Source organism: Janthinobacterium sp. PAMC25594 (assembly GCF_019443505.1).
Taxonomy (GTDB): domain Bacteria; phylum Pseudomonadota; class Gammaproteobacteria; order Burkholderiales; family Burkholderiaceae_D; genus Janthinobacterium.
Genome location: NZ_CP080377.1, coordinates 1,186,146 through 1,205,902 on the forward strand (window position 1 = coordinate 1,186,146; position 19,757 = coordinate 1,205,902).

The following is a 19,757-nucleotide window of genomic DNA, read 5'->3' on the forward strand; positions in this document are numbered from 1 at the left end:
AATAGTAAATCAGCCGCCAGATAAAAAAGGCAGGCAGGTTTGCGCGATGCGCTGCATCTCAGCCAGCCCGTAACGATGATCGCAAGGCAGCGGCAATAAATTCCGCACCCATTCGCGCTCTTGACTGAGCATGCCGACACGGCTTGCGACTTCCGGCCAGTAGGTCGCCACGAAGATTCTTTCACGTATCAGATGGGCACGCAAATCGGTGGCGTCGGCAAGCAAGGGATAACACAGCGGACCATCAATGCTGTCCAAGTCAAGCGCAAGCGCATTGCAGCTTCCCAGTTGCTGGTGCAGGAACGCGAAGTTGGCGTTGCGCCGCATCCGTGCGGCCTCGATGTCCACGCTGTGCAGGATGCGCCGGCTCAGTTGCGACATCTCAAGTGGTTCGCACTGCTCCAGCGAGGCTTCCGCCTCCTGGTAGGCGGCATAGCCGGCCTCCGCTGTTTGCGCCAGGCGCGTCAGTCCGGAGCTGGCCCGCGCCAGCGATCCCTGGTCCATGCCCTGCGCCTCGCAGACCGGCAACGCGGTAAGCAGCAAGCCGCCGTCAGGCACGCCAAAAAACTTGCGTGGCGAATAAATCGTAGCAAGGCAGTCACGGGGCGCGGCATAAAACGCCTGGGAGTGATCGAGGACCAGTTGGCGAGGAGCATACCTGGCGCGCAGCCTGTCGATGCTGTTGCCGCAAACGCCAAAATAATTGACATACAAAAGCCAGTCTGTTGCGCGCAAATCAATGTCGTCACAGATATTGAACCCGGCGTCCATGGAATAAAAGACACACTCGACCCCCGCTTTTTCCAGCGACAGCAGCATTGAATCGCAGAGGTAATACGGCATGAATACCCGCGAAGGCCGTCCGGCGCGCAACAGGGCAAGGAAAGCCGCCCTTGCCGACTGGAATTGATATGCCATCGGGTACAGGAACGGTCTGGGCTCGGGCAGCTCAAGCTCAAAATACCCGCCAATGGCCATGTTCATCGCTTCGCCGCAAGGTCGGATAACATGGCTTTTACTGTCGCCACATCGTTGAACATCAGCACATCGAGCATCGACAAGCCAGGCTGAAAAGCAGCCTTCGCCTGGTCATAAGGCTCGATCTTTGTTTCAATGAAATGCAAGTCAATGCCATGGCTGGCGAAAGCAGCGGCATCATACAATTGCCGGCCACCGGGCAGATTGTAATAGCAACTTGCCTGTTCCCTTATACAAATGTCGATCACCCGCTCGGCACTGTGCAGGTGAGTGTTGCCATATACTGCGGAAGACAGCACAAAGTCGGTATCGAGCTGTAAATATTGCGCTATCGACAGTACGCTATGCTTCGCCATGTCAGCGATATTGTCATACTGCGCAAAAATAACTTCCGAAAAAATGGCACTGATTTTTTCGAAGAAAGGGGCTTTTCGATAGGAGTGCCGCAACGATTCTGCCATTTTCTTTTGCCACGGTCCGCTGCCTTGCGTCGCGATCTGATTTATTTTCAGGAAAGGACTGGCTGCCCGCAGCGGCACCGTGATGTAACGCACTTCACCAGCCAACAGCAGCCGGTTGCGGTTGATCCAGCCATTCTTGATGAAGTTGACGTCATCGTAAAAGACGAATTTATCCACGGCCGCAACAAGCTGAAAATACCCGATGTAGGGGAACAGATAGGGCTGCATGATCGCAAGCTTCATGCGCATGTCGCCTTGCCAGGTTCAAATGCCTGTACGTCAAGGCAGGCACCTGCTCGACGGCCGGGCGCGTAAGATACGTCCAGTGTGTTGCTCATCATGTTCACTGCGGGTTCGGAACGTTAAAACGTGCTCATGCCGCCATCGGCGGAGATAATCGCGCCATTGATGAAATGCGAATCCTCGCCCGCCAGCAGCAATAGCAGGCCGTCGAGGTCTTCCGGCTTGCCCGGGCGCTTGTTCGGCAACATTTCGATCAGCTTCTTGCCCTGCTCGGTGGCGAAGTAATCCTCATTGATTTCCGTGGAAATATAGCCGGGGCAGATGGCGTTGGTGTTGATGCCATACTTGCCCCACTCCACGGCCATGGCGCGCGTCATGTGCACCATGCCCGCCTTGCTCATGCAATACACGCCGATCTGCGGCAGCACCTGCAAGCCGGCCATCGAGGCGATATTGATGATGCGGTGCTGTTTCTTCGGGTCGCCCTTGGCGCGCGCGATCATGCGCTTGGCCGTCTGCTGGGCCACGAAGAACGATCCGCGCAGGTTGGTGTCCATCACGAACGAATAATCTTCGGGCGTGACGTCGACCAGGCGTTGCGTGGTGGAGACACCGGAATTGTTGACGAGGATATCGATAGGGCCCGCTTCCGTTTCCGCATGCGCGATGGCCGACTTGATGCTGGCGAAGTCGGTCACGTCGAGCGACACCACGTGCGCGGCGCCGCCATCGGCTTCGATTTCGGCGCGCAACTCCTTCAGGCGTTCGGTGCGGCGCGACGCCAGCACGACCTGCGCGCCGGCCTGGGCCAGCACTTTCGCAAAGCGCGCGCCGAGGCCGCTCGATGCGCCGGTAATCAGGGCAATCTTGCCCTCGAAATTGACTTCTATGCCCACGAGCTACTCCTGTTTTATTTTAGACAACACTTTACACCGTGCCACTGGCACAGGGGCAAAATACCCTGCGTCACACTTGAGCAAAGGTAAACGCCATCATTACACAAAATGGCTGGATTTAGATTGCGGCGAGGGGCAATGTCACGCAAAATGGCGCCAAAGTTGCAATCCTCGCCAAAAACAAGCACACTCGTGCTTAAATATATCCGAAGATTCCTCACCCACCCATTTAGTGACTAACAATCGAGACCATGACACAGCCTAATAACTTAGTTGAACAGTACGGACCGCGCGACACCATGGAGTATGACGTGGTGATCGTCGGCGGCGGCCCCGCAGGCTTGGCGGCGGCCATCCGCCTGAAGCAGCTGGCCGCTGAAAAGGGCCAGGAAGTGTCCGTCTGCGTGCTGGAAAAAGGCGGCGAACTGGGCGCGCATATCCTGTCCGGCGCTATCATGGACCCGAAAGCGCTGACTGAACTGATACCGAACTGGAAAGAACTGGGCGCGCCCCTGAACACGGCAGTGACGGAAGACCGCATCCTGTTCCTGACGGAAACCAAAGCGTATAAAACGCCGAACTTCGCCGTGCCGGCCTGCTTTGAAAACCACGGCAACTACATCGTCTCGCTGGGCAATGTGGTGCGCTGGATGGGCCAGCAGGCGGAAAACCTGGGCGTGGAAATCTTCCCGGGCTTCCCTGCCGCGGAAATCCTCTACAACGACGACGGCTCCGTGAAAGGCGTGGCGACCGGCAATATGGGCGTCAAGCGCGATGGCGAACCGGGTCCCGACTTCCAGCTGGGCATGGAATTGCACGCCAAGTACACCCTGTTCGCCGAAGGCGCGCGCGGTCACCTGGGCAAGCAGCTGATGGCAAAGTATGACTTGAACGCCGGCAAGGATCCCCAATCGTACGGCATCGGCATCAAGGAATTGTGGGAAATCGACCCTGCCCTGCACCAGCCGGGCCTGGTGATCCACTCGACGGGCTGGCCATTGGACGCGAAGACCTATGGCGGCTCCTTCCTGTACCACCTGGAAAACAATCAGGTCATGGTCGGTTATGTGGTGGGCCTGAACTACGAAAACCCGTACCTGTCGCCGTACGAGGAATTCCAGCGTTATAAAACCCATCCGGAAATCCGCAAGTTCTTCGAAGGCGGCAAGCGCATTTCGTACGGCGCGCGCGCGATCACGGCCGGCGGCCTGCAATCGTTGCCAAAGCTCGTGTTCGCCGGCGGCGCGCTGATCGGCTGCGATGCAGGCTTTTTGAACATGAGCCGCATCAAGGGCAGCCACGCGGCCATCAAGAGCGGCATGCTGGCGGCGGACGCGGCCTTCGGCGCGCTGGGCGAACAGCGCCAGCACGACGAACTGTCCAGCTACCCTGTCGCGTTTGAACAATCCTGGCTGCATGAAGAGCTGCACGTGGCGCGCAACGTCAAGCCTTGGCTGTCGAAGGGCCTGTACCTGGGCAGCCTGATGACGGGCATCGACCAGATCCTCTTCCGCGGCAAGGCGCCCTGGACCCTGCACCACACGCATGGCGACCACGAATGCCTGAAACCGGCGGCCCAGTCGAAAAAGATCGTGTATCCGAAACCCGATGGCAAGCTGACCTTCGACAAGATGTCGTCCGTCTTCATCTCGAACACCAACCACGCGGAAGACCAGCCGATCCATCTGACCTTGAAGAACGCCAGCGTGCCCGTCGACGTCAACCTGGCCATGTATGCGGGTCCGGAAGCGCGCTACTGTCCCGCCGGCGTGTACGAGTTCGTGAAGAACGACGACGGCGCCGAACGCCTGCAGATCAATGCGCAAAACTGCGTGCACTGCAAGACCTGCGACATCAAGGACCCGACGCAAAACATCGTCTGGGTCACACCGGAAGGCGGCGGCGGACCGAATTATCCAAATATGTAAGACCCCGGCATCATTTATGCCTATAAAACAGCGTGGACACCTGATGGTTTCCACGCTGTTTTTGATTCGCGCCATGCGAAGAAGTTTCTCTAATGCACTTCTAACCGTTACAATTCAGTCTGGCACTTACCATATCGCTCCCATGCACGCTACCGATAACACAGCATCGCCCCAAAATGCCGCGCAGCAGCCGATGCAACTGGAAATCGATCATGTCGCCCAGTTGTATGAAAACGGCGAACATGCGCAAATGGAAAGCGCAACCCGTGCCTTGCTCGAGCGCTATCCGGCATCGGCCTTTGCCTGGAGCGTGCTGAGCATGGCCTTGCAGCTGCAGGGCAAAGATGCGCTGCCGGCATTGCACAAGACGGTGGACCTGGCGCCGGACGACGCCGAAGCGCATCTGCACCTTGGCAATGCCCAACTGGCGATCGGCCAACTGGACCTGGCCGTCGGATCGTATGTCCGGGCATTGGAAATCCAGCCTGCCTTTACAGAAGCGTTCAGCCGCCTGGGCGATGCCTTACAGGCCCAAGGCCATCTCCCGGAAGCGGCCGACTGCTATCGCGAGGTGCTGAAAATGGATCCCGCCCATGCCGTGGCGCACATGGGCTTGGGCGACATACTGCAGCTGCAGCGGCAATTCAAGGCTGCTGAAACCAGCTATCGTCATGCGCTGACGCTTGCTCCGGACGCCGCTGAAATTCATCGCGCAATTGGCGATGTACAGCTTGCGATGGGGCAGCATGAGCAGGCAATCCTCAGCTATGAGCGGGCGCTGGCAAGCGATCCCGACTGCGCCCTGGCGCATGGCGGGTTGGCCGACGTGCTGTACAAGCTGGGCCGCTACCAGCAAGCAGCTGCCCGCTACGGCGCGGCCGTGCAATATCTCCCGCACGTCGCGGCGCACTACCACGGGTGGGGGCGCAGCTTGCATGCCATCGGCCAGGCGGCCGATGCCGAGGCGGCCTACCGGCGCGCCATCGAACTCGCTCCCTCAGTCGTAGCGCCATTGCTGCACTACGCAGACCTGCTGCGGGAAACACGACGCACGGAACAGGCTATCGTCATCTACCAGGCGGTTTTCTTGCTGGAACCCAAGAATACGGACGCCCTGCACAACCTGGGCGTGGCCTTGCAGGAAAACGGCAAGCTCGACCAGGCCCTCGCGGCTTTCCAGCAGTTGCTGGCACTGATGCCCAATAACCCTATCGCCCATTGCAATATTGGCGTGGTCATGCAAGCCCTGGGGCAAAGGAGCATCGCCATGCAAAGTTACCGACGCGCCCTCGAAATGAACCCCAGGCACGCCGCCATCCACTTCAACCTGGGCACTTGCCAGATGGAATCAGGTCAGATGGATGAGGCAGCCAAAAGCTACGCGACATCCATCAAACTCGACCCGCAAGCATATCAATCACATCTCAATCTCAATGGCACCCTGAACAGACTTGGCCGTATCAACGAAGCCATCGCTCACTGCCGCCAAGTGCTGAAGAGCAATCCCGATTGGGATGAGCTGCATAGCAACCTGCTGTTCTACCTGAGCCATAGCGAGCATGTGGATGCCGCCGCGCTGTTTGCCGAACACCTGCGTTTTGGCGAGCGAGTCGAAGCACCGCTGCGCGGCGCCTGGCCACAACACACCAACGTGCGCGATCCCGAGCGCCGCCTGCGCATCGGTTTTGTTTCCGCCGACTTGCATAACCATGCGGTAGCCCATTTCATCACGCCCATCCTCGAATACTTGAGCCTATCCCGGCAGGTGGAAATCGTGGCCTACGCCAACAGCTTTCACGATGACCATGTCAGCCGGCACCTGCACGGTCTGTTCGCGGTCTGGCGCCAGGTTGAAAAACTGAGCCATGCGGAGCTGGCGCAGCTGATCACCAGCGACGCCATCGACATCCTGATCGACCTGTCGGGCCACACCGGCTTCAACCGCCTGCCCACTTTTGCGCGCAAGGCGGCGCCGCTGCAGGTGAGCTGGATCGGTTATCCCGGGACGACTGGCTTGCAGGCGATGGACTACTACCTCACTGATCGCTATTATTCACCGCCGGGCAAACTCGATAATCAGTTCACCGAGAAATTGGTACGTCTGCCGGCCGCAGCTCCTTTTCTTCCGTCCCCGGAATCACCGCCGGTCAGTACTGCCCCATCCATTGAGAAGGGCTACATCACTTACGGCAGCTTCAACCGTGCTGGCAAGCTGAATCGGGCAACCATTGCCCGCTGGTCAACATTGCTGCGCTTGGTTCCGAGTGCAAAAATGGTGCTCGCTGCGATGCCGAACAAGCACACCAGCGATATGGTGCGGGCATGGTTCGTCCGCGATGGGATTGATGCCAAACGGCTCACCTTCCATACACATACGAATATTCGTGATTATCTTGCCCTCCACGCCACGGTCGACTTGTGTCTCGACACCTATCCCTACACCAGCGGCACGACCGGACTTCATGCCTTGTGGATGGGAGTGCCCACCCTGACCATGGTCGGACCGACATTGCCGGGCTACGTGACAGCGTCGATCCTTGCACATGCCGGCTTAACCGATTTTATCGCCTACAGCGAAGACGATTTTCTGCGGAAAGGCCGCAAGTTTGCCGAGGATATGAGTGTGCTGGCCGGTTTACGCATGCACATGCGCGACCGCATGACCAACTCCGCGATCAGACAGCCGACACTAATTGCAAAGGGCCTGGAAGTTGCACTGCGCACCATGTGGCGGCGCTGGTGTGCCAGCGATCAGCCAATTTCGTTCGAGGCAAGCGCCATGGAAGAGCTTGCCAAACCGGCCGACGAGCAAGCTTGAATAAGCCCCCATTATGGACTTGGTGTTTTTACCAGACCAGGTAACGCAATATCACCGAAAGGCGCGGCCCTCTTCAATGACGGCTTTTCAGCATGACAGGGCCTGGCACGGTGTAACCACTCACGCAACATATCGCAATAAAAAATACCTGGACAGCGTCTGAGCATGGATCGCAGCTGTCTTCATCCGTATAGAAAAAGATCTGAAGGACGCATATGAAACCCATTGGTGAAAATCCCCCCATTTATGTGACGCAGCCAACGCTGCCACCGCTGGAAGATTTTTTACCTTATCTGCAAGAGATATGGGCCAATAAAATCCTGACCAACGGGGGTCCGTTTCATCAGCAACTGGAACAGGCCCTGGCTGACTATCTTGGCGTCAAACACATTTCGCTGTTTGCGAACGGTACGCTGGCATTGATGACGGCGCTACAAGCTTTGCGCATTACAGGCGAAGTGATCACCACGCCCTATTCTTTCGTGGCGACCGCGCACTCGCTCCTGTGGAACGGCATCACGCCGGTGTTCATCGACATCGCGCCAGGCAGTTTCAATATGGACCCGGCAAAGATCGAAGCTGCTATCACGCCGCAAACAACAGCCATCATGCCGGTCCACTGCTATGGCCATCCCTGCGATGTGGAGCAAATTGAAACGATCGCCAGCAACTATGGATTGAAAGTCATCTATGACGCCGCACATGCATTCGGCGTGCACAGTGGCGGTAGCAGCGTAATGAATCAAGGTGATTTGTCAGTATTGAGTTTTCATGCGACCAAGGTATTCAATACCTTCGAAGGGGGAGCCATCGTTTCTCCCGATGCAAAGACGAAACGCCACATCGATCATTTGAAGAATTTTGGCTTTGTCGACGAAGTGACCGTGGTCGCCGCTGGCATCAATGGCAAAATGAATGAGGTCAGTGCCGCTCTCGGCTTGCTGCAGTTGAAAACAATAGACCAGGCGCTGCAGCAACGCGCCAGCATTGACGCAATGTATCGCTCAGGCCTTGCCACGATAAGCGGCATCGAATGCCCGGCGCCACCTGAAGGCACGGTGACCAACCATGCTTATTTCCCAATTCTGGTACAGCAAGACTACCCGCTCAGCCGCGACGCCCTGTTTCAGAAAATGCGCGATGCCAGTATCTTTGCGCGTCGTTATTTTTACCCCCTGATCAGTAACTTTCCCATGTATCGCGGCATGCCTTCGGCAGCCAGCGCCAATCTGCCAAACGCATCGCGCATGGCCAGTCAGGTCATCTGCCTGCCCATGTATCCCGGCCTGAGTACAGCGCAGCTCGAACAGATTGTGCAATTGATACGGACAGCCTGACGGCATGCCACCCAGGCATGCCCCCCCTCATCCTTTAGTACGAAAGACTTCCATGAGCCAGTTCTCCCCCGCGGGTAAACCCGTCCTTATCTTTCCAGCAGGCATGGTGCGCTCGCTGGAATATCTTGAACAGTGTCAGCGCAACGGGCAGGCCGTGATCGGTTCTTCGTCGTTGGCTTACGATGTGAGCAAAACCCGATATGCCCAATGGGAGGTACTGCCCTATATTACGGAAGCCGGCTTTGACCAAGCCTTGGGCGAACTGATCAAGCAGCACGATATCGGCGGCATCTACACACCGAATCCCGTTGCCTGGGCCTATCTGAACAAGTCCCTGCCCCGGATCGCACCTGGCATTGCGGTGATTAATGCTTCGCCGGCAGAGGAAGAGCTGACAGGCTACCGCACGGCCAGCAAACTGGGCCATCAATTGTTGACTCAAACACTGTCGCTGGCCTCCTGCGTGAGTGCAAAACCAGCCATGCCGGACGTGCAACTGAGCGCCCTGTTCCGCCATGCCAATATCATTCCAGGCATGTGCGACGATGAAAAGATCGGCGCCCTGTGTGAAATAGGCCGCTACAGCGTGCCTGGCGACATTGTCGAAATCGGCAGCGCGTATGGCAAGTCAGCTTTTGTGCTATCCCGACTGGCGCGCTTGTACGGCATCGGCAAGACCTTGTGCATCGATCCATGGAAAAGAGAATACATGGTGCAAAACGATGCCGGCGGCATGGTTGACGACTCGGTCCAGTATTTTGACGCCGATGAAACGCTGCGCGTGTTTGAAATGAATTTACTACCTTACAGCAATGGCGACATCAATTACATGCGCCTGCCATCGACCGAGGCGGCGCTGCACTATCGCGCGCAGCGCGCGGTGAGTACGGAAAGCTTCGGCATGACCGAATATTGTGGAAACATTGCCGTGCTACACATCGATGGCAACCACAGTTATGAAGCGGCGCGCGCCGATGTCGAAGCCTGGAGCGGTCATGTGTTGCCGGGCGGCTGGATCATCATCGACGATTACGTCTGGCCATATGGCGATGGTCCGCAGCGGGTGGGCGATGAATTTTTGCATAAAAACAGGACTCGTCTCAGCTGCGCATTTGTCATGGGCACAGCACTCTTTCTGCAGTTGCACTGAGGCCCCCATGCGCACGCAAGCACCGGCTCCGGCAACACAGGCAACTCCAGCCAAAAGCAAGGCTGACAAGATCATATCGGCGGCCATTGCCGACTATCGCAAACTGCAGGCAACCTTACCCAGAGACGCACAAGTTCATTACACCATCGGCAATGCACTGTATCTGAGCGGTAAAACCGACGATGCGGAGGCGGCATTTCGCCATGCTGTCTCCCTGGCGCCATCTTCGGTCACGATCTTGCGCAAGCTGGCGGAACTACTGGCAACGCTCAAGCGCAATGACGAGGCCATCGCCAGCTATCAGGCGGCATTGCTGCTTGATCCTCGCGATCTGCCGACCCTGAATGGTTTGGGAACCGTGCTGCAGCAGGCTGGCAGGTTCGATGAAGCCATCGAGACATATCACCGGATGCTCGCGCTCGATCGGGATAGCGCCGTTGCGCATAATAATATCGGTTCGGCCCTGCAGGGCCAGGGCGAGATTCATCTGGCAATGCAGGAATATCAACGCGCACTGGAAATTGCCCCGCATTTCGCTTCCGCCCACTTCAACCTGGGCACCAGTCTGCTATTACTGGGAAAGCTAGATGAGTCGCTGGTCCATTTTTCAAACACGATAAAACACGACCCGCATTTTTATGCGGCACACAACAATCTCAGCGCCACTCTGAGCAAGCTGGGATGGACCGAGGAGACCGTCGAAGCATGTCGTCAGGCCATCCGGATCAATCCTGAGTGGAACGATATGCACAGCAACCTGCTGTTTGCGCTGACGCACAGCGCGGTTGCCAATCCTGCGGATATCTTTGAAGAGCACAGGCGCTTCGGCCTGCAATTTGAAATGCCTTTGCGTTCACGCTGGCCGCGGCATGACAACGAACGCGATCCGGAGCGCGTGCTGCGCATCGGCTTTGTTTCGGCTGACCTGAACAACCACGCGATGGCCAATTTCATTACGCCGATGCTGGAAAATTTGATGTACGCGACCGGCCTGGAAATCTTCATCTATTCCAATAACATGGTCGACGATCACATCACCAGTCATTTACGCGCAGTGATCGGCAGGTGGCAGCAAGTCAGAGCTCTGACGGATGATGAGTTGGCGCAACAGGTCGTAAAAGACCGCATCGATATCCTGATCGACCTGTCCGGCCATACCGGCTACAACCGCCTGCTGGCCTTCGCGCGCAAACCGGCGCCGTTACAAGTGACCTGGATGGGTTATCCGATGACCACCGGGATGCAGTCGATGGATTACTTCCTGACGGACCGCTACTATTCACCGCCCGGACTGCTCGATGCCCAGTTCACTGAAAAATTACTCAGATTACCCGCCAGCGCCCCATACGTGCCATCGCCGGCCGCACCGGCAATCGAGCCCGCCCCGTCAATGGAAAATGGCTACGTCACCTTCGGCAGCTTCAATCGCGCCAATAAAGTGAGCCGCAGCGTCATCGCGCTATGGTCGACTCTGCTGCGCGGCGTGCCAACAGCGAAAATGTTACTTGCTGGCATGCCTAGCGAACAGATCACCAACATGCTGCGCGGCTGGTTCGATGAAGAGGGCATCGCCGCCGAACGCTTGAGTTTTCATCCTGTCACCAACGTACGCGACTACCTGACCATGCACCGGCATGTCGACGTCTGCCTCGACACCTGGCCCTACACGGGCGGCACGACTACCCTGAATGCCCTCTGGATGGGCGTGCCGACGCTGACCATGGTTGGCCGGACCTTGCCGAGCCGGGTCGGCGCGACGATCCTCGGCCACCAGGGACTGGAACAGTTCATCGCCATCGATGAGGCGGACTTCCTGCAAAAAGGGGTGAGCATCTCCGCCGACCTGGCCGCCCTGGCCAGCCTGCGCATGGGCATGCGCGCGCACTTGAGCAACTCCGCCATCGGCCAGCCGGTACTGATAGCAGCGGGCGTGGAAAATGCGCTGCGCACCATGTGGCAACGCTGGTGCGCCGGCTTGCCGGCCGAGTCCTTCGATGCGGACCCGTCGCAAAGCTCCTTGGCAAGACGTGCCGCCAGCATGAAGGCCTTGCATGCGGTGAACGTCGATGCGGCAGTGCTGCTGGCGATTGAACATCACCAGGCCAGCCGTCTTGTCGAGGCGGAAACGCTGTATCTTGCCGTCATCCATAGCCAGCCACAGCATGCGATTGCCAATCATAATATGGGCCTGCTCGCTGGCCAGATTGGCTACTTTAACAAAGCACTACCTTATCTGCGCGCAGCCATCTTGGCCGCCCCCGAGGAGGGCCAGTTCATTTTATCTTACGCGCGAGCATTGCTGCATGCGGGGCAGGCGGCGGCGGCGGTCGAGGTCCTTGATGACGCGATCAAGCGCGATCTGCATACTGAAGGTATGCAAGCCTTGTTGCTGCGAGCACAATCGGCAGCGGCGGGCGAAGTGCTTGAACCTACCCAGGCGGAAGCCGATCACATCGTCGAGCTGTATCAGGCCGGCCGCCATGCGGAAATGGAAAATGCCGCACACAGGCTGACCATGTGCTATGGCGCGTCCGGTTTTGCGTGGAACGCTCTCGGTACGGCCTTGCAGGTACAAGGCAAGGATGCGCTGGCGGTCTTGCAACGCGCCGTGCAACTGGCACCGGATGACGCCCAGGTCCATGGAAACCTGGGCAACGCATGGCTAGACGCTGGCGAGCATGAATCGGCCATCAGCTGTTACGCGCGCGCACTTGAACTTGCCCCAGCTCTTGCAGAAGCCTGCTGCAATATGGGCAGTGCCCAGCATGCGATGGGCAATGTCGCCGGGGCTGCGGAAAGTTTTCACCGCGCGGCGCGTATCGACCCGGCGTATGCGCTGGCGCATGCCAACCTGGGCAACGTGCTGGCGCAACTGGGCGAACTGCAGGAAGCCGTCGCGAGCTACCACGCGGCGCTTGCCTTGGTTCCAGACGACGTCCAACTGCATCGGGATCTCGCGCATGTGCTGCGCTCGCTCGACAGGAACGAGGAAGCGGAGGCCAGCGACCGGCAAGCGGACCTGTTGGCCCGTGCGGGGCACGCGACACATTGAGCAGGAGGCAAAAACAAGGCGCCGGTAACAGGCATTCAACGGCGCCGTTCTGGCCAGATAAAAAAAATAAAAGAATTTCTCAAAAGAATTTAATTTTCTTGGCGGAATGGTCGTCTTGTACTTGTGAGAGCGCAAAAACTGCTGCTCCGCACCGTAACCACCTAACTGGAGCACCTTCATGCTGAGCCTTCACACCAATGCAGCGGCCCTGTCCGCCCAATCGTCGATCTCAAAAACCCAACAATCGCTGTCGACTTCGATGACGCGCCTCTCCACCGGCTACCGCATCAACTCGGCAATGGACGACGCTGCCGGCCTGCAAATTGCAACCCGTCTGAAAGCACAGACCAGCGGTATGGCCATGGCCATGCGCAATACCCAGAACGCTACTTCGATGATCCAGACCGCCGACGGCGCGCTGGGCGAGACCGTCAACATCTTGGTCCGCATGAAAGATCTGGCCACGCAAGCGGCCGACGGTTCAGCAACCGGCGCAGACAAGACGGCAATGCAAGCCGAATTCGACACGCTGACCAACGAACTGAGCAACGTTCTGGGCAACACCTCGTTCGCTGGCGCGAAACTGATGTCGAAACAGGCTACCGCGACCGACGTTGCCAACGCGACCGTTGCCGTCACCAACGACACAACCGCTGTCGGCGCTGGCACCACCGGTACCACCGGCGCCAAAGCTGCCGCAGCCGCCACGCTGGTTTCGGCACAAGCGGCCTACACCGCCACGCCAACCACCGCAACTGCCCTGGCGTTGACCAATGCATCGACGGCCAGTGTCGATGCCGACAAAGCCCACGATGTTGCTGTAGCCAAATTGGCCGCGTCGACCGCATTCGAAGCACTGGCAACGGCAAGCAACGCCGGCCCTGCAGGTACAGGCGACGGCAAGTTCGCCGCCAACCTGGACTTCCAGATCGGCGCGTCGACCAGCGAATCGATGAGCTTCGACCTGTCGTCGCAACTGGGCTCCATGCACACCGCCATCAAAGGCGCGACTGCGGAATACAACACCTTCGGCGCGGCAGCATCGACGCCTGGTACCGAACTGACCGCCGTCGGCGGCGCATCGGCAGCCATCGACAAACTGCAAGCGGCGATCGACGCTGTTGGTACCTCGCGTTCGGCACTGGGCGCAGCGGGTAACCGTCTGGACCACGTTGCCACCAACCTGGCCAACGTCAGCACCAACACCCAGGGCGCAACGGGCCGCATCATGGATACCGACTTCGCGACCGAAAGCTCGAACATGACCGCTTCGCAAATGCTGCTGCAAGCTGGTACCGCGATGCTGAAACAAAGCAACAGCATGTCCTCGATGGTCATGTCTCTGCTGCAATAATAGTAAGCGCGTCCTGACCTGGCTCAGGTCAGGCCGACCAGAGCCAACTGCGCAAGCAGTTGGCTTTTTTTTATTCATCCCATGCGGGAGGAGCAGCAATGGCGATAGAGCGTGTGTCCGCAGGCAATCCCCTGCCACTGATTACCCAGCGCTTCGACGTCAGCCCTGCTACGCCGATGACACCGGGCGTGGTGCAGCCGCTGGTGCCCGTCGGGCCCTACATGGCGCCCGCGCCCGATGCCGGCACCCTGCCCGCGCAGCTGGCGCAACAAGGCCAGGACAGCCTGGCGTCGCTGATCAAGCCGAATGCCGATGGTACTGGTGGCGCCATGCCGCGCGACAGCAGCGCCATGCAGGTCAATCAACTGTTTTTTACGCGCCAGCTGGTCTGGCAGCCGCCCGACGCGGCGCAGCTGGCCGCCTCGTGGCGCGTGATGGTCAAGACGTATGGCGAGCAATACGCCGCCCTGCAGGAACAGGCGCGCGGCCAGCACGTGCCGGGCAATCTGTTCATGGCCGAGCAGCAGCCGGCCCTGCTGCGCGAAGGTGCCCGTCCACCGTTGACGGTCGACAGCGAAGCGTGGCGCTTTGCCGTGTATGGCTGGGGCGGCCAGCGCCTGCTGCTGCGCGTGCTGGCCAGCGACGAGGACGAGGATGCGCAGCCCAGGCGGCGCGGCAAGGTGGCGCTGCGCGTCGAACTGCTGATTGCCGGCATCGGCCGGGTGGTGATCCAGATGGAGCCGTCCGGCGACGGCGTGCTGCTGGAACTGGCGGCCGACGAGGAAGCCGCGCTGCGCCACTTGCGCCTGGCCCTGCCCGAGATTGCCGACGCCGTGCGGCGCGCGGGCTTGCGCGTGGTGCGCTGCCGCCTGAACCGCCAGTTGCACGCGCAGCGCGTGCATGGCAATTACCCGATGCAGGCGGGCGCCGCCTCGCTGTCGCTGCCCCTGTTCCGCGCCATGGCCGAAGTGGCGCTGCTGCTGACGCAGCCGGCAGCGGAAGTGGCGGCCGATCCCGAAGCGCCCACGGCACACGCCGGCGAAGCCGAAGAGGAGCCCATCATCGTCTCGAAGGAAGTGGCGGCGCCGCTCGGTTACGACTATGGCGATGCGGAAGAAACGGCGCAAGGCCGCACCGTGCTGCTGCTGGCCGACGGCCAGGAGCACGAGCTGCTGCCGCCGATCGACGAGCAGGATTGATGCAGCAGAAAAAAACGGCGCCCGCAGCGCCGTTTTTCATTTTATCCCACCGTGCCGATGATGCTCACTTCGCGGTTTTCCGGGATTTCGTTATACGACAGCACATGCAGGCCCGGTGCGAACAGGCGCGCATAGCGGGCCAGCAGCGGACGGATCTGCGGCAGCACCAGCAGCAGCGGCGGCGTGGCCTGCTGCTTCATCTGCTCGCGCGCCACCGGCATGTTCACCTGCAGTTGCGACAGCAGGTGCGGATCGATCGGGTAATTATCCAGGGTCACCTTGCCCGACTGGCGCGCCTGGTTCAGCGAACCGAGCAGCATGTTTTCCAGCTCGCCACCGAGGTTAAACGCCTGCATTTCCATCTTCTGGCCAAACAGGCCGCTGACGATCTGGCGCCGCAGCGCGCAGCGCACTTCGGCCGCCAGCAGGATCGGATCCTTGGTGGTTTCCGAACTATCGAGCAAGGTGGTGGCGATCGGCACGATATCCTTCAGTGACACGTTTTCCGCCAGCAAGACGCGGAACACGCGCAGCATCTGCGTGTGCGTGAGGGCCTTGTCCAGCGCGCCGGCCAGCTTCGGCGACAGGGCCGTCAGGCGCTCCATCATATTCGAGACGTCTTCGTGGCGGAACAGTTCCGGCAAGTATTCGCGCACCATCTTCGACAAGTGCGTGGCGATCACGCTAGGCGCCTCGATGACCTGGTAGCCCAGGCCCAGCGCATGCGCCTTTTCACCGGGCTCGATCCAGGTGACGGGCATGCCGTAGGCCGGTTCGATGCCGGGAATGCCATCGAGTTGGCCATACACGTTCGGCGACGGGATCGCCATCAGGCGGTCGGCCTGCACTTCCGCCTGCGCCACCACGGTGCCCGACAGCACGATGGCATACTGCGACGGCTTCAGGGCCAGGTCGTCGCGCACGCCGATGTTCGGCAGCAGCAAGCCCATCGATTCGGACAGGCTCTGGCGCACGCCCTTGACGCGCTTGGTCAGTGGTTCGCCTTGCGTTTTATCCACCATGCCCACCAGTTTATAGCCGAGCATCACCATCAGCGGTTGCACGGCGGGCAGTTGCTGCCACTCCATCTCGGCAGGCTTGTCGTCGCGCAAGGCCGCCTCGATGGCCGCCATGCCGGCCGTATCGGGCCCCTTCACGCGCTTGGTCAATCGCCAGGCCACGAAGGCCAGCACGCCGGCAAAGGTCATGAACATGAACCACGGCATGCCCGGGATCAAGGCCAGCGCCACCATCATGCCGGACGCGCTGAAGATCACCGTTGGCGACGTCAGCACCTGACCCGCCACTTGCTGTTCGAAGTCGCCCGAATCGCTGATACGGGTCACCAGGATGGCGGCCGCGGCCGACAGCAGCAGCGCCGGGATCTGCGCCACCAGGCCATCACCGATGGTCAGCAGTGCGTATTGACGGAAAGCATCGCCGAACGACAGGTCGTGCATCAGCGAGCCGATGGCCACGCCGCCGACCATGTTGATGATCAGGATCAAAATACTGGCGACGGCATCGCCGCGCACGAACTTCGAGGCGCCGTCCATGGCGCCATAGAAATCCGCTTCAGCGGCTACGTCCTTGCGGCGGATCTGGGCTTTTTCCTGGTTGATCAGGCCGGCGTTCAGGTCGGCATCGATGGCCATCTGCTTGCCCGGCAAGGCATCGAGGGTAAAGCGCGCCGACACTTCGGAAATACGCTCGGCACCCTTGGTGACGACGGCGAAGTTGATGATCATCAAGATCACGAAGACCACGATACCGACGACGAAGTTGCCGCCGATGACCACGTTACCGAAGGCCTCGATCACCTTACCGGCCGCGTCCGCGCCCGTATGGCCGTGCAGCAGCACCACGCGCGTGGACGCCACGTTCAAGGTCAGCCTGAGCATGGTGGTGGCCAGGATCACCGTCGGGAAGACGGAGAAATCGAGCGGCCGCTTGGCCGACACGCTGACCAGGATGACGATCAGTGCCAGCACGATATTGAAAGTGAACAAGATATCGAGCAGCACCGGCGGCAGCGGCAGGATGATCATCGCCAGGATCACCAGCAGGAACAGCGGCGTGGCGAACTTGTGGCGGCGCATTTCGGCAACCACTCTGTTCAGGAAATTCATGAAGGTACTACCTCGCTCAAATGAGATGGCACGACCACCTCGGTGGGAAATGGGGGCTGGGCGGCACGCTGCCCAGTACGGAATGCTTTCAGTTGCAGTATGTAGTTGAGCACCTGTGACACGGCCTGGTACAGCTGCACGGGAATCTGCTGCTGCACCTGGCTGGTGTTGTAGATGGCGCGCGCCAGCGGCGGCAACTCCAGCGTTTCAATATCGTGTTCCCTCGCCACTTGCCGGATATACAGCGCCATCTCGTCGACGCCCTTGGCAACGACAAACGGCGCCTCGGCGCGGTCCTGGTCATACTTCAGTGCAACGGCGTAATGCTCGGGGTTGACGATCACCACGTCGGCGTCGGGCACGGTCTTGCGCACGCTGCGCCGGCCGATCTGCTGCTGCAACTGGCGGATGCGCTGGCGCACTTCGGGCCGGCCTTCGCTGCTTTTATGCTCTTCCTTGACGTCCTGCTTGCTCATGCGCTGGCCGCGGGCAAAAAAGAAGGCCTGCGCCGGCACGTCGATGATGGCGAACAGGATGAAGACGGAAATGAGGGCCATCAGGCCGTCGAGCATCAGGGCCGAGCCATCGAGCATGGCTTGCTGCAGGGGCCGGTGCTGCAAATCCACGTATTGCACCAGGCTGGAGCGGCTCACATGCACGATCACCATGCCCAGCACGCCGGCCTTGGCGATGGACAAGCCGAATTCAAAGCCATGCTTGGGCGACACCAGGCGGCCCAGGTTCTTGGCCGGGCTCAGGCGCTCCATCTTCGGCATCCAGTTCTTCGTGCTGATGACCCAGCCGCCGGGGATCAGGGAACCGAGCACGACGAACAACGGCACGCAGAACAGCGGCACGATCATCTTGATCAGCAAGCCCACCGAGGTGACGAACGCCATCGACATGGCATTGTCGAGCGCGCCCTTGCTGTCGAGCGGCATGAACGCCATGGCGAACAGTCCGCGGAAGGTGTCCAGATAAGAAGGCAGCAGAAACACGAACAGCTTCATGCTGATCAGGATGCCCAGCGCCGTCGACAGGTCGCGCGAGCGCACCACCTGCCCTTCCTGGCGCGACTTCTTCAGCTTTTGCTGTGACGCCTTTTCGGTCTTGTCGCCCGTGCTATTCTCAGCCATGCGCCACCCGCATCTGTTCGGCGATCATATCGAGCACGCGATTCGTCATGGCGATGTAGTGCTCGGGAATAAAGCGCACGATCTGCCCCAGCATCAGCAGGCCGAACACGGTGATCATGGAAAAGCCCAGCGAAAACAGGTTCAGCGACGGCGCCACGCGGTTCAGGAAGCCGAAGCCCAGCTGCACCACCATGGTGGAAAAGACGATGGGCAAGGCCAGCAGCATGGCGGCGGCGAAGATCCACGCCACGTTGTAGGCCACCGTCTGCAGCAGCAGCGGGGCATAGCCCTGCCCCACGGGCCAGGCCTTGAAACTGGCGCCGATCACGCCCGTCAGCACCAGATGGCCGTCGATGGCGAAAAACACGATCATGCACATGATGGTGAGCATCCCCGTGATGACGTCCGACGAGGTGCCGTTGAGCGGATCGTTCATGACGGCCATGGAAAAGCCCACCTGGCTCGACACCAGGTAGCCGAGCACCGACATCACCGACATGGCGAAGTGGAAGGCCAGGCCCAGGACGAAGCCGATGACGGCCTGCTCCAGGGTGGCGACGATGGCGTGCAGGGAAAACGGATCGATTTTCAACAAGTCCTGCGAGATGCCCGAGGCCTGCATCACGGGCAGCATCAGGATCGCCAGCACCAGCGACAGCAGGATGCGCACGGTGACGGGCACGACGCCGTCGCCGATCACGGGCGAGGCGCTGAGCATGGCCAGGATGCGGCAGAACGGCCACCACACGGCCAGCAGAAACGGCAGCACCTGATTGAAAATCTGATCCATGGGCGCGCGGCGCTATCCGACCAGGGTGGCCGCGCGCTGAAAAATGGACACGCAATAATCCATCAGGTAACCGGCCATCCAGCGTCCGGCCAGGATCAGCGCCAACAGGGTGACCAGCAGGCGCGGCAGGAAACTCATGGTCTGTTCATTGATCGAGGTGGCCGCCTGCACCAGCGCGACCAGCAAGCCCATGAGCAAACCTGGCACGACCAGGATCACCACCAGCAGCATGACGACATGCAACGCTTCGATGATCAGGTCGACGGCGACTTCAGGGGTAAACATC

14 protein-coding genes are annotated in these 19,757 nt (G+C 59.7%); 7 read left to right on the top strand and 7 right to left on the bottom strand.

Annotation, left to right across the window (positions count from 1 at the left end):
- Positions 1-9 precede the first annotated feature (9 nt).
- The 3 genes from KY494_RS05165 to KY494_RS05175 all read right to left on the bottom strand — a co-directional run bounded on the left by KY494_RS05165 (position 10) and on the right by KY494_RS05175 (position 2,578).
- Positions 10-984, bottom strand: coding sequence for a hypothetical protein (locus KY494_RS05165; protein WP_219890163.1), 975 nt, complete (start codon positions 982-984; stop codon positions 10-12).
- Positions 981-1,682: a WbqC family protein gene (locus tag KY494_RS05170; RefSeq protein ID WP_219890164.1), complete on the bottom strand. Its 702-nt coding sequence runs from the start codon at positions 1,680-1,682 to the stop codon at positions 981-983. Before KY494_RS05170 ends, KY494_RS05165 begins: the two co-directional genes overlap by 4 nt.
- Before the next feature lie 119 nt (positions 1,683-1,801).
- A complete protein-coding gene (locus tag KY494_RS05175; protein WP_034752351.1) occupies positions 1,802-2,578 on the bottom strand; it encodes an SDR family oxidoreductase in 777 nt (258 codons plus the stop codon).
- 251 nt (positions 2,579-2,829) lie between these two features.
- Here KY494_RS05175 and KY494_RS05180 point away from each other — a divergent pair, with 251 nt between their 5' ends.
- From KY494_RS05180 to KY494_RS05210, 7 genes are all read left to right on the top strand, one after another.
- Positions 2,830-4,506 (top strand): electron transfer flavoprotein-ubiquinone oxidoreductase, encoded by a 1,677-nt coding sequence (locus tag KY494_RS05180; RefSeq protein WP_219890165.1) that lies wholly within the window; start codon positions 2,830-2,832, stop codon positions 4,504-4,506.
- Between the two features lie 43 nt (positions 4,507-4,549).
- Positions 4,550-7,324 (top strand): tetratricopeptide repeat protein, encoded by a 2,775-nt coding sequence (locus tag KY494_RS05185; RefSeq protein ID WP_219890166.1) that lies wholly within the window; start codon positions 4,550-4,552, stop codon positions 7,322-7,324.
- A 215-nt stretch (positions 7,325-7,539) separates the two neighbouring features.
- Complete coding sequence (locus KY494_RS05190) at positions 7,540-8,661, top strand: DegT/DnrJ/EryC1/StrS aminotransferase family protein (protein WP_219890167.1); 1,122 nt, start codon at positions 7,540-7,542, stop codon at positions 8,659-8,661.
- Positions 8,662-8,713: 52 nt separating this feature from the next.
- Positions 8,714-9,811, top strand: coding sequence for a class I SAM-dependent methyltransferase (locus tag KY494_RS05195; protein WP_219890168.1), 1,098 nt, complete (start codon positions 8,714-8,716; stop codon positions 9,809-9,811).
- 7 nt (positions 9,812-9,818) lie between these two features.
- The gene (locus tag KY494_RS05200; RefSeq protein ID WP_219890169.1) at positions 9,819-12,863 is read left to right on the top strand and encodes a tetratricopeptide repeat protein; all 3,045 of its coding nucleotides are present in this window, start codon (positions 9,819-9,821) and stop codon (positions 12,861-12,863) included.
- Positions 12,864-13,041: 178 nt separating this feature from the next.
- Positions 13,042-14,217, top strand: coding sequence for a flagellin (locus tag KY494_RS05205; protein WP_219890170.1), 1,176 nt, complete (start codon positions 13,042-13,044; stop codon positions 14,215-14,217).
- A gap of 98 nt (positions 14,218-14,315) precedes the next feature.
- On the top strand, positions 14,316-15,416 hold the full coding sequence (locus KY494_RS05210; protein WP_219890171.1) for a hypothetical protein: 1,101 nt from the start codon (positions 14,316-14,318) through the stop codon (positions 15,414-15,416).
- A 41-nt stretch (positions 15,417-15,457) separates the two neighbouring features.
- Here the strand turns inward: KY494_RS05210 and KY494_RS05215 are convergent, their stop codons facing one another.
- The 4 genes from KY494_RS05215 to KY494_RS05230 are packed head-to-tail and all read right to left on the bottom strand — an operon-like array spanning position 15,458 to position 19,756.
- A complete protein-coding gene (locus KY494_RS05215) occupies positions 15,458-17,545 on the bottom strand; it encodes a flagellar biosynthesis protein FlhA (RefSeq protein ID WP_219890172.1) in 2,088 nt (695 codons plus the stop codon).
- Positions 17,542-18,681, bottom strand: coding sequence for a flagellar type III secretion system protein FlhB (gene flhB / locus KY494_RS05220; RefSeq protein ID WP_219890173.1), 1,140 nt, complete (start codon positions 18,679-18,681; stop codon positions 17,542-17,544). The genes KY494_RS05215 and flhB overlap by 4 nt, the downstream gene beginning before the upstream one ends.
- Positions 18,674-19,471, bottom strand: a complete 798-nt coding sequence (locus tag KY494_RS05225) for a flagellar biosynthetic protein FliR (RefSeq protein ID WP_219890174.1) — start codon at positions 19,469-19,471, stop codon at positions 18,674-18,676. Before KY494_RS05225 ends, flhB begins: the two co-directional genes overlap by 8 nt.
- A gap of 12 nt (positions 19,472-19,483) precedes the next feature.
- Positions 19,484-19,756 (bottom strand): flagellar biosynthetic protein FliQ, encoded by a 273-nt coding sequence (locus tag KY494_RS05230; RefSeq protein WP_034757874.1) that lies wholly within the window; start codon positions 19,754-19,756, stop codon positions 19,484-19,486.
- Position 19,757: the final 1 nt, after the last annotated feature.

Coding starts and splice junctions, on each gene's coding strand:
- KY494_RS05170 (WP_219890164.1), bottom strand. CDS start 1,682: ATGAAGCTTGCGATCATGCAGCCCTATCTGTTCCCCTACATCGGGTAT.
- flhB (WP_219890173.1), bottom strand. CDS start 18,681: ATGGCTGAGAATAGCACGGGCGACAAGACCGAAAAGGCGTCACAGCAA.
- KY494_RS05180 (WP_219890165.1), top strand. CDS start 2,830: ATGACACAGCCTAATAACTTAGTTGAACAGTACGGACCGCGCGACACC.
- KY494_RS05205 (WP_219890170.1), top strand. CDS start 13,042: ATGCTGAGCCTTCACACCAATGCAGCGGCCCTGTCCGCCCAATCGTCG.
- KY494_RS05210 (WP_219890171.1), top strand. CDS start 14,316: ATGGCGATAGAGCGTGTGTCCGCAGGCAATCCCCTGCCACTGATTACC.
- KY494_RS05200 (WP_219890169.1), top strand. CDS start 9,819: ATGCGCACGCAAGCACCGGCTCCGGCAACACAGGCAACTCCAGCCAAA.
- KY494_RS05185 (WP_219890166.1), top strand. CDS start 4,550: ATGGTTTCCACGCTGTTTTTGATTCGCGCCATGCGAAGAAGTTTCTCT.
- KY494_RS05225 (WP_219890174.1), bottom strand. CDS start 19,471: ATGGATCAGATTTTCAATCAGGTGCTGCCGTTTCTGCTGGCCGTGTGG.
- KY494_RS05215 (WP_219890172.1), bottom strand. CDS start 17,545: ATGAATTTCCTGAACAGAGTGGTTGCCGAAATGCGCCGCCACAAGTTC.
- KY494_RS05190 (WP_219890167.1), top strand. CDS start 7,540: ATGAAACCCATTGGTGAAAATCCCCCCATTTATGTGACGCAGCCAACG.
- KY494_RS05195 (WP_219890168.1), top strand. CDS start 8,714: ATGAGCCAGTTCTCCCCCGCGGGTAAACCCGTCCTTATCTTTCCAGCA.
- KY494_RS05165 (WP_219890163.1), bottom strand. CDS start 984: ATGAACATGGCCATTGGCGGGTATTTTGAGCTTGAGCTGCCCGAGCCC.
- KY494_RS05230 (WP_034757874.1), bottom strand. CDS start 19,756: ATGTTTACCCCTGAAGTCGCCGTCGACCTGATCATCGAAGCGTTGCAT.